This is a genomic window from Streptomyces sp. ISL-66 (assembly GCF_018614135.1).
GTDB lineage: Bacteria > Actinomycetota > Actinomycetes > Streptomycetales > Streptomycetaceae > Streptomyces.
Map to the genome: position 1 here is coordinate 1 of NZ_JAGGOW010000163.1, position 9150 is coordinate 9150.

The following is a 9150-nucleotide window of genomic DNA, read 5'->3' on the forward strand; positions in this document are numbered from 1 at the left end:
CGGGCCGCCGAGCCGCTGCTGCGCGTCTGGCTCGCCGCCGGTGGCCACCGGGCCCCCGACCGCGCGGGCGCCTCCCCCGACCCGGCCCCGCCGGAACTCCGGGCCCTGGCGTCCGACCTCCTGACCGCCCTCGCGTCCCTCCCCCGCCCCACGGCCGGGGCCGAACCGGACCACTGGCCCGCCATCACCGCCACTTGGCCCACGACGGCCCCCGACCGGGCGGGCCCGTACCGGCCACAGGCTCCGGTCGCGGACCCCGCTGCGGGACCGGCCAGCGCGCCCGACCCGTGGTCCGCGGCCACCGGATGCGACCCCGTACTGCGCCGCAGGCTGGAAGCCGCGTGGGTGGGGCGGGCCGTCGGGTGCGTGCTCGGCAAGCCCGTCGAGAAGCTGCCGCTGCACGGGATCCGGGCGCTCGCCCGGGCGGCCGGGAACTGGCCGCTCGACGACTGGTTCACCGCCCGGGGGGTCCCCGCCGAGCTCCTCGCCGCCCACCCGTGGAACCGCCGCTCCGCCCCCACCTCACTCGCCGAGAACATCGACGGCGCCCCCGAGGACGACGACCTCAACTACCCCCTCCTCGGCCTGCTCCTCCTCCAGCGCCACGGCAAGGGCTTCACCACCGCCGACGTCGGCCGGCTCTGGCTCGACGAGCTCCCGGCCGGGCGTACCTTCACCGCCGAGCGCGTCGCGTACCGCAATCTCCTCCAGGGCCTGGAGCCGCCGGCCACCGCCACCCACCACAACCCCTTCCGCGAATGGATCGGCGCCCTCATCCGCGCCGACGTCCACGGCTGGACCAACCCGGGCGATCCCGCCGCCGCCGCGGCCCAGGCCCACCGTGACGCCGCCCTCACCCACACCGGCAACGGCGTCTACGCCGCCCTGTTCGTCGCCGCCGCCACCGCCGCCGCGGCCACCGGCCGGGCCGGCGTCCACGCCGCGCTGCGGGCCGGGCTGGCCGTCGTACCGCCCCGCTCGCGCCTCGCCGAGGCCGTCCGCTTCGGGATCGGGACCGGGGCGGCCGCACGCCGAGCGGGCGTCGATTTCGATACCGTCGTGGACCGCCTCCACGCCCGCTACGGCCACTACCACTGGGTCCACTCCGTCCCCAACACCGCCCTGGTCGCCGCCGCCCTCACCCACGCCGACGGCGACTTCACCCACTCCATCTGCCGGGCCGTGTCCGGTGGTTGGGACACCGATTCCAACGGCGCCACCGCCGGCGCCCTGGCCGGGCTCCTCGCCGGGAGCCCGCAGAGCCTTCCGCACCGCTGGACCGCCCCGCTGAAGAACCGCCTCGCCACCACCGTCCCCGGCTTCGACGGCATCGGCTTCGACACCCTCGCCCACCTCACCGCACAGGAGGCAGCACGCTCATGACGGCCATCGCCGTGCTCGGCAGTACCAACATGGACCTCGTCGCCTACGTCCCCAAGGCCCCCCGCCTCGGCGAGACCGTCACCGGTCGCGCGCTGCGCACCGCTCCCGGCGGCAAGGGTGCCAACCAGGCCGTCGCCGCCGCCCGCGCCGGCGCGGAGGTGGTGATGATCGGCGCCGTCGGCGCGGACGAGTTCGGCGTACGGCTGCGCTCCGCCCTCGCGGCGGCCGGGGTTGACACCGCCGCCCTGCGCACGGTCGAGGGCGCCAGCGGCACCGCGCACATCACCGTGGACGACGAGGGCGGCAACAGCATCATCGTCATCCCCGGGGCGAACGCCCAGGTCACCGGCTTGGAGCCGGGCGACGCCGCCCGGATCGGCGCCGCGGGCGCCCTCCTCCTCCAGCTCGAACTGCCCCTGGAAGCCGTCCTCGCCGGCGCCCTCGCCGCCCGCGCCCGGGGCGTCCGCACGATCCTCACCCCGGCCCCCGCCCAGCACCTGCCTGCCGAACTCCTCGCCGCGACCGACCTGTTGGTGCCCAACGAGCACGAGGCCGCGGCCCTCACCGGCCTCACCGATCCGCACCGGGCCGCCGCGGCCCTGCTCCACGACGTGCCCGAGGTGGTCGTCACCCTCGGCGCGGCCGGGGCCTTGTACGCCGCCCGCGGCCGCGAGCCGCTGACCGTGCCCGCGCCGCACGTGCGCGCCGTGGACACCACCGCCGCCGGGGACACCTTCGTCGGCGCGCTCGCCGTGGCCCTGGGCGAGGGCCGGCCCGTGGCGGCGGCCCTGCGATGGGCCTCGGCGGCCGCCGCGCTGTCCGTCCAGCACCCCGGCGCCCAGGATTCGATGCCGGCCCGCGCGGAGATCGACGCCTTCGCCCTGTCCCTCGACCCGGCCCCGGACCTGCCCCCCGGCGCGGACCCGGCCGGCCCCGAGGAGTCCCCCCGGCCGCACGAGGCCGGCCCTCGTTCCGGAGCCGCCTGGTGACCCCCGCCGGCCCCCGCCCCGCCCCCCTCGAAGGGCTCCGGGTGCTCGACCTCGCCACGCTCTTCGCCGGGCCCCTCGCCGCCACCCTCCTCGGAGACTTCGGCGCCGAGGTCGTCAAGGTCGAGCACCCGCGCCTGCCCGATCCCTCCCGCGGCCACGGCCCCGCCAAGGACGGCATCGGCCTCTGGTGGAAGCTGCTCGGCCGGAACAAGCGGACGATGACCCTCGACCTGTCCACCCCGGGCGGCCGCGACACCCTGCTGCGCCTGGCCGCCACCGCCGACGTGGTCATCGAGAACTTCCGCCCCGGCACCCTGGAACGCTGGGGCCTCGGCTGGCCCGAGCTGTCCGCCGCGAACCCGCGGCTGATCCTGACCCGCGTGACGGCCTTCGGCCAGGAGGGCCCGTACGCCCACCGGCCGGGTTTCGGCACCCTCGCGGAGGCGATGAGCGGGTTCGCCGCGATCACCGGGGAACCGGAGGGGCCGCCGACGCTGCCGCCGTTCGGGCTCGCGGACTCGATCGCCGCGCTGACCACCGCGTACGCCGTGATGGCGGCGCTCGCCGGCCGTGACCGCACCGGGCACGGGCAGGTGGTGGACCTGGCGATCATCGAGCCGATCCTCACCGTGCTGGGGCCCCACCCGCTCTGGTACGACCAGCTCGGTTACGTCCAGCCGCGCACCGGCAACCGTTCCACCAACAACGCGCCCCGCAACATTTACCGCAGCGTGGACGGCCGCTGGCTGGCGGTCTCCACCTCCGCGCAGTCCATCGCCGAGCGCGTGATGCGGCTCGTCGGCCGGCCCGAGCTGATCCGCGAGGCCTGGTTCGCGACGGCCGCCGGACGGGCCGCCCACGCGGACGTCCTCGACGACGCCGTCGGGGGCTGGATCGCCCGCCACAAGGCGGACGAGGTGACGGCGGCGTTCGAGGAGGCCGAGGCCGCGGTCGCGCTGGTCTACGACGTACGGGACGTCATGGCCGATCCGCAGTACGCGGCCCTGGACACGATCACCGAGGTCGAAGACCCCGAACTCGGCCCGATCCGCATGCAGAACGTCCTCTTCCGGCTCTCCGAGACCCCCGGCGCGATCCGCTGGGCGGGCCGCCCGCACGGCGCGGACACCGAGGCCGTCCTCACCGAACTCGGCCTCTCCGAAGCCGAGATCTCCACGCTGCGCACGGAGGGGGCCCTGTGATCCTGACCTGGCTCTACGTACCGGGCGACCGCCCGGACGTCGTCGTCAAGGCCCTGCGCGCCGGGGCCGACGCCGTCATCGTGGACCTGGAGGACGCGGTGTCGGCCTCCCGCAAGGAGTACGCCCGCGCCGCCACCGCCGAGCTCCTCGGCTCCCCGCACCAGGTCCCCGTGCACGTGCGCGTCAACGCCCTCGACTCCCCCTGGGGCGGCGCCGACCTCACCGCCCTCGCCCGGCTCGACGGCCTCGCCGGACTGCGGCTGCCCAAGATCTCCGCGCCCGAGCAGATCTCCGGGGTCGCCGAGCGCACCGGCGGGGTGGCCCTGTACGCCCTGATCGAATCGGCGCTCGGCGTGGAACGGGCCTACGAGATCGCCCGCGCGCACCCCGCCCTGCGCGGGCTGTCCCTGGGCGAGGCGGACCTGCGGGCCGACCTCGGCGTCACTGCCGAGGCGGGCCTGGACTGGCCGCGCTCCCGGCTGGTGGTCGCGGCCCGCGCGGCCGGTCTCCCGCCGCCCGCCCAGTCCGTGTTCCCCGACATCCGGGACCTGGAGGCGCTGGCCGCTTCCTGCGCCAGGGGCCGCGCCCTGGGCTTCCTGGGCCGCGCCGCGATCCACCCGCGCCAGCTCCCGGTGATCGAGCGGGCCTACCTGCCCGGCCCGGAGGAGGTCACCGCGGCCGAGGAGATCGTGGCCGCGGCCCGCCGCACCCCCGGCGCGGTGGCCCTGCTCGACGGCCGCTTCGTCGACCCGGCGATGCTGGCCGGCGCGGAGCGGGTCGTCGCCCTGGCCCGGCGGGGCGTCCCCGTCCCCTCCTGAGCGGCGTACGGACGCGCTCTTTCCGCGCCGCCACACGCGAACGTGAGGGGCGCCGCGCGGATGCGCGGCGCCCCTCACGTGTCGAGCGGTACCCCGGTCAGAGCTTCTTGGCCTCGGCGGCGCCGGCCTTGTCACCGGCGTCCTTGCCGTCGGCGTCACCTTCGGTATCGGCACGGGTTTCGGCGTCGGCCTCGGTGTCGGACTTGGCGTCGAGCTTGGCGGCGGCCTTGGCGGCGGCGAAGGCGTCGAGCTTGGCGTCGGACTTGGCATCGCCGTCCCCGGCCTTGCCCTCCTCGGCCGCGCCGTCCCCGTCCTTGGCACCGGCCACGGCATCCGGGTCCGGCTCGACGGTCTCCTCGCGGCCCGGCCGCAGCTTCGCCGACAGCACCAGGTACACCACGGCGAGCACGAAGACGACGATCGAGGTCCACACGTTGAGCCTCAGGCCCAGGATGAGGTGGGCCTCGTCGACCCGCAGGTACTCGGTCCAGACACGGCCCAGGCAGTACGCGGCGACGTACAGCGCGAACGCCCGCCCGTGTCCGAGCTTGAATCGGCGGTCGGCCCAGATCACCAGCAGGGCGACACCGACGCACCAGAGGGACTCGTAGAGGAAGGTCGGGTGGTAGGTCCCGGCGACCCGGTTCGGGCCGTCGGTGATCTCCACCGCCCACGGCAGATCGGTGGCGCGGCCGTACAGCTCCTGGTTGAACCAGTTGCCCCAGCGCCCGCAGGCCTGGGCCAGCGCGATGCCGGGGGCCAGGGCGTCGGCCCAGGCCGGCAGCGGGATGCCGCGCAGCCGGCAGCCGATCCAGGCACCGACCGCGCCGAGCGCGATGGCGCCCCAGATGCCGAGGCCGCCCTCCCAGATCTTGAAGGCGTCGACCCAGTTCCGGCCCTCGACGAAGTAGAGCTGGTAGTCGGTGATCACGTGGTAGAGGCGACCGCCGACCAGGCCGAACGGCACGGCCCACACGGCGATGTCCGCGACCGTCCCCGGCTTTCCGCCGCGGGCGACCCAGCGCTTGTTGCCGAGCCAGACGGCGACGAAGACGCCGAGGATGATGCAGAACGCGTAGCCGCGCAGCGGGATCGGCCCGAGATGGAGCACGCCCGTCGACGGACTGGGAATGAAGGCAAGGTTCATGGCAAGAGCCGACGCTACCTTGCCGGACGGTGCGGACCGCAACCCGTCCGGCAAGCTGCTGCCGAATCGAGACGGGTCTCAGTGGTTCACGGGCATCCCGGAGTGGTCCGCGGCGCCCTGACCGGAGGCGGAGGGCCGTGTCGCGGAAGCCGGCCGGGACGGCGCCGCCGACCGGCCCGCGGCCGGTGACCCGGACCGCGACGCGGACGCCGATGCCGAGGCCGATGCCGATGCCGAGGCCGAAGAGGACGGCTGCGGGGAGGCCGGTGCGCCGGACGCCTTCGCGCCACCGCCCGCTCCGCCCTTGCCGGCCGCCTCGACCTTCTCCTTCAGCTTCTGCGGGGTCAGCGGGTTGGCCTGGTCGGCGAAGATGTCCTTGCCGTCGAGGAGCACCGTGGGGGTGCCGCGGAACTTGCCCGTACGGAAGGCGTCCTGCGACTTCTTGACCCAGCTGTCGTGCGTGCCGTCCTCGACGCACTTGCGGAAGTCCGGGGTGTCCAGCCCGTCCACCTTGGCGGCCAGTTCCAGCAGCTTCGCGTTCTTGCCGTAGGCGTCGTTCGTCTCCTCCGGCTGGTTCTCGAAGAGGAGGTCGTGGTACGGCGCGAACGTGGCGGCGTCCTGCGCGCAGGCCGCCGCGTTGGCGCTCTTGAGGGAGCCGCTGCCGCCCATGTTCCCGTCGATGAGGGTGACCAGGTGGTACTCGACCTTGAGCAGGCCCTTGGCCTCCAGCTCGTGGACGGTGTCCCGGTAGTTCGTCTCGAAGGCCTTGCAGGCCGGGCAGCGGAAGTCCTCCCACACGGTCAGCGTGGAGGGCGCCTCGGCCTTTCCGGTCTGGATGGCGAGCGCGTCCTTGCCGGTGGCCCCGGAGGGGGCGACCAGGGGGCCGCCCTTGGCGGACGGTCCCCCCTTGCCGGTGTTCGCCGCGATCAGGCCGACGACGGCCGCCAGGCCGAGTACGCCGACCACCGCCGCCGACACGACGAGGGTCCGTCGGCGCTTGTCCTTGGCCTTCTGCCGCTCGCGCTCCGCCTGGAGTCGCTCGCGGGCCGATCGTTTCGTCGTATCGCGGTTCGCACCGTCGTTCATGTCGCTCACGTTCCGCCAAACGAAGCAGGGAGGCACTCTCGTGCCTCCCTGCCCCTACTTCCACCCGATCGGGCTACAGAACCCGCTCAGGGGTCCGCATCCTTGATCGAACGCGCGCCGTCAGCTCCGGCGCACGCCTTCTGCGAGCTCGCCCGCGAGCGCCCGTACGGCGGCCAGCCCGGCCGCCTCGTCCGGGGCGTCCAGGAGCAGCTTCACGAAGGCCGAGCCGACGATCACGCCGTCGGCGAAACCCGCGACCTCCTTGGCCTGGGCGGCGTTGGAGACGCCGAGGCCGACGCAGACCGGAAGGTCGCTGGTGGCGCGGGTGCGGCGGACCAGGTCGGCGGCCTGGTTGCCGACCGATTCACGGGTGCCGGTGACGCCCATCAGCGAGGCGGCGTAGACGAAGCCGGAGCCGGCCGCCGTGATGGTGGCCAGGCGCTCGTCCTTGCTGCTGGGGGCCACGACGAAGACGGTGGCGAGACCGTGCTTCTCCGCGTGCTCGCGCCACAGCGCGGACTCCTGGACCGGCAGGTCGGGCAGGATGCAGCCCGCGCCGCCGGCCGCGGCGAGCTCGGCGGTGAACCGCTCGACGCCGTAGCGGTCGATGGGGTTCCAGTACGTCATGACGAGGATCGGGGCGCCGGTCGCCTCGTGCGCCTCGCGGACGGTCCGCAGCGTGTCGGCGATCTTGACCCCGCCGCGCAGGGCGATGTCGTCGGCGGTCTGGATGATCGCGCCGTCCAGGACCGGGTCGCTGTGCGGGAGGCCGATCTCGACGATGTCCGCGCCGCCCGCGATGACGGCCTTGACGGCCTCGATGGCGCCGTCCACGGTCGGGAAGCCCGCCGGGAGGTAGGCGACGAGCGCCGCGCGGTCCTCGGACTTCGCCTTCGCGAGCGTGGCGGAGAGGAGTTCGATGGTGCCGCTCACTTGGTCTTCCCCTCGGAGGCGTCGGCGTCGTACAGGTCGAAGTAGCGTGCTGCGGTGTCCATGTCCTTGTCGCCGCGGCCGGACAGGTTGACGACGAGGAGGCCGTCCTTGCCCAGCTCCTTGCCGAGGTCCAGCGCGCCCGCGAGGGCGTGCGCGGACTCGATCGCCGGGATGATGCCCTCGGTGCGGGAGAGCAGCCGCAGGGCCTGCATCGCCTGGTCGTCGGTGACCGCGCGGTACTCGGCGCGGCCCGCGTCCTTGAGGTAGGAGTGCTCCGGGCCGATGCCCGGGTAGTCCAGGCCGGCCGAGATGGAGTACGGCTCGGTGATCTGGCCCTCCTCGTCCTGCAGGACGTAGGAGCGGGAGCCGTGCAGGATGCCGGGCTCGCCCGCGGTCAGGGTGGCCGCGTGCTCGCCGGTCTCCACGCCGTGCCCGGCGGGCTCGAAGCCGACCAGGCGGACGTCGGCGTCCGGGATGAAGGCGTGGAACAGGCCGATGGCGTTGGAGCCGCCGCCGACGCAGGCGGCGACGGCGTCGGGCAGCCGGCCGGTGCGCTCCAGGATCTGGCGGCGGGCCTCGACGCCGATGACCCGGTGGAAGTCGCGGACCATGGCGGGGAAGGGGTGCGGGCCGGCGACCGTGCCGAAGAGGTAGTGGGTGCGGTCCACGTTGGCGACCCAGTCGCGGAACGCCTCGTTGATGGCGTCCTTGAGGGTCCGGGAGCCGGACTTCACCGCAATGACCTCGGCGCCCAGCATGCGCATGCGGGCCACGTTGAGGGCCTGGCGCTGGGTGTCGATCTCGCCCATGTAGATGGTGCATTCGAGGCCGAAGAGCGCGCAGGCGGTGGCGGTGGCCACGCCGTGCTGGCCGGCTCCGGTCTCGGCGATGACGCGGGTTTTGCCCATGCGCTTGGTGAGCAGCGCCTGGCCCAGCACGTTGTTGATCTTGTGCGAACCGGTGTGGTTCAGGTCCTCGCGCTTGAGGAAGATCCGCGCTCCGCCGACGTGCTCGGCGAACCGGGGCACCTCCGTCAGGGAGCTGGGGCGGCCCGTGTAGTTGACCATCAGGTCGTTGAGCTCGGCCGCGAAGGCCGGGTCGCCCTTGGCCTTCTCGTACTCGACGGCGACCTCGTCCACGGCGGCGACGAGCGCCTCCGGGATGAACTTGCCGCCGAAGTCGCCGAAGTAGCCCTCGGCGTTGGGGATGTGACCCTCGGGGTCCGGGATGAAGAAATTGGTGGCGCTGGACATGCCCAGGTACTCCTACGGATGCGACGCGGATGTCTTCACCGTATTGCGCCGCCCGCCCGTGGCGCCCGCACCCCGCTGGGGCATGGGCGTACGGAACGGGGCGACCTGCCCCGGAGCCGGCGGCTCGGGCGGCAGACCGTACGGGGTCACCCGCGGGCACGGCGTACGTCGTGTGCGTACGCCGCCCCGGGCGGCCTCGTTACAGCGCTGTCCCGGGTCGCCATCGCATGCCGTTGACCTGACCGGGCTCGGAGCCGATCACGTACCGGACCCGCCGCCCGTGCACGCGCCGGGCCGGGGCGCGGCACCCGCGGGGGCGGCAGCCGCGCGCCAGGGGCG

At 74.3% G+C, this 9150-nt stretch carries 9 protein-coding genes; 4 read left to right on the forward strand and 5 right to left on the reverse strand.

The genetic code is table 11. From position 1 onward, the window contains the following. The 4 genes from J7E97_RS29300 to J7E97_RS29315 form a co-directional block, all read left to right on the forward strand. A partial coding sequence (locus J7E97_RS29300; protein ID WP_308346840.1) for an ADP-ribosylglycohydrolase family protein occupies positions 1-1383 on the forward strand: 1383 nt, incomplete at its 5' end. After that, positions 1380-2372 carry a ribokinase gene (gene rbsK / locus J7E97_RS29305; RefSeq protein WP_215033592.1) on the forward strand — a complete coding sequence of 331 codons (993 nt, stop codon included), beginning with the start codon at positions 1380-1382 and terminating at the stop codon, positions 2370-2372. The genes J7E97_RS29300 and rbsK, both read left to right, overlap by 4 nt. After that, complete coding sequence (locus tag J7E97_RS29310) at positions 2369-3574, forward strand: CaiB/BaiF CoA-transferase family protein (RefSeq protein ID WP_215033594.1); 1206 nt, start codon at positions 2369-2371, stop codon at positions 3572-3574. The genes rbsK and J7E97_RS29310 overlap by 4 nt, the downstream gene beginning before the upstream one ends. Next, positions 3571-4392, forward strand: coding sequence for a CoA ester lyase (locus J7E97_RS29315; protein WP_215033596.1), 822 nt, complete (start codon positions 3571-3573; stop codon positions 4390-4392). Before J7E97_RS29310 ends, J7E97_RS29315 begins: the two co-directional genes overlap by 4 nt. A 97-nt stretch (positions 4393-4489) precedes the next feature. Here J7E97_RS29315 and lgt read toward each other — a convergent pair whose 3' ends face one another. The 5 genes from lgt to trpM all read right to left on the reverse strand — a co-directional run. Continuing rightward, positions 4490-5539, reverse strand: a complete 1050-nt coding sequence (gene lgt, locus J7E97_RS29320) for a prolipoprotein diacylglyceryl transferase (RefSeq protein ID WP_215033598.1) — start codon at positions 5537-5539, stop codon at positions 4490-4492. Positions 5540-5617: 78 nt separating this feature from the next. Next, a complete protein-coding gene (locus J7E97_RS29325; RefSeq protein ID WP_215033600.1) occupies positions 5618-6625 on the reverse strand; it encodes a thioredoxin domain-containing protein in 1008 nt (335 codons plus the stop codon). 120 nt (positions 6626-6745) lie between these two features. Then, complete coding sequence (trpA, locus tag J7E97_RS29330; protein WP_215033602.1) at positions 6746-7558, reverse strand: tryptophan synthase subunit alpha; 813 nt, start codon at positions 7556-7558, stop codon at positions 6746-6748. Then, entirely contained in the window at positions 7555-8811 is a 1257-nt protein-coding gene (gene trpB / locus J7E97_RS29335) for a tryptophan synthase subunit beta (protein ID WP_215033604.1), read from the reverse strand. Before trpB ends, trpA begins: the two co-directional genes overlap by 4 nt. Before the next feature lie 199 nt (positions 8812-9010). Further along, the coding region (gene trpM / locus J7E97_RS36350) for a tryptophan biosynthesis modulator TrpM (protein WP_374224274.1) at positions 9011-9150 on the reverse strand (140 nt) is incomplete at its 5' end.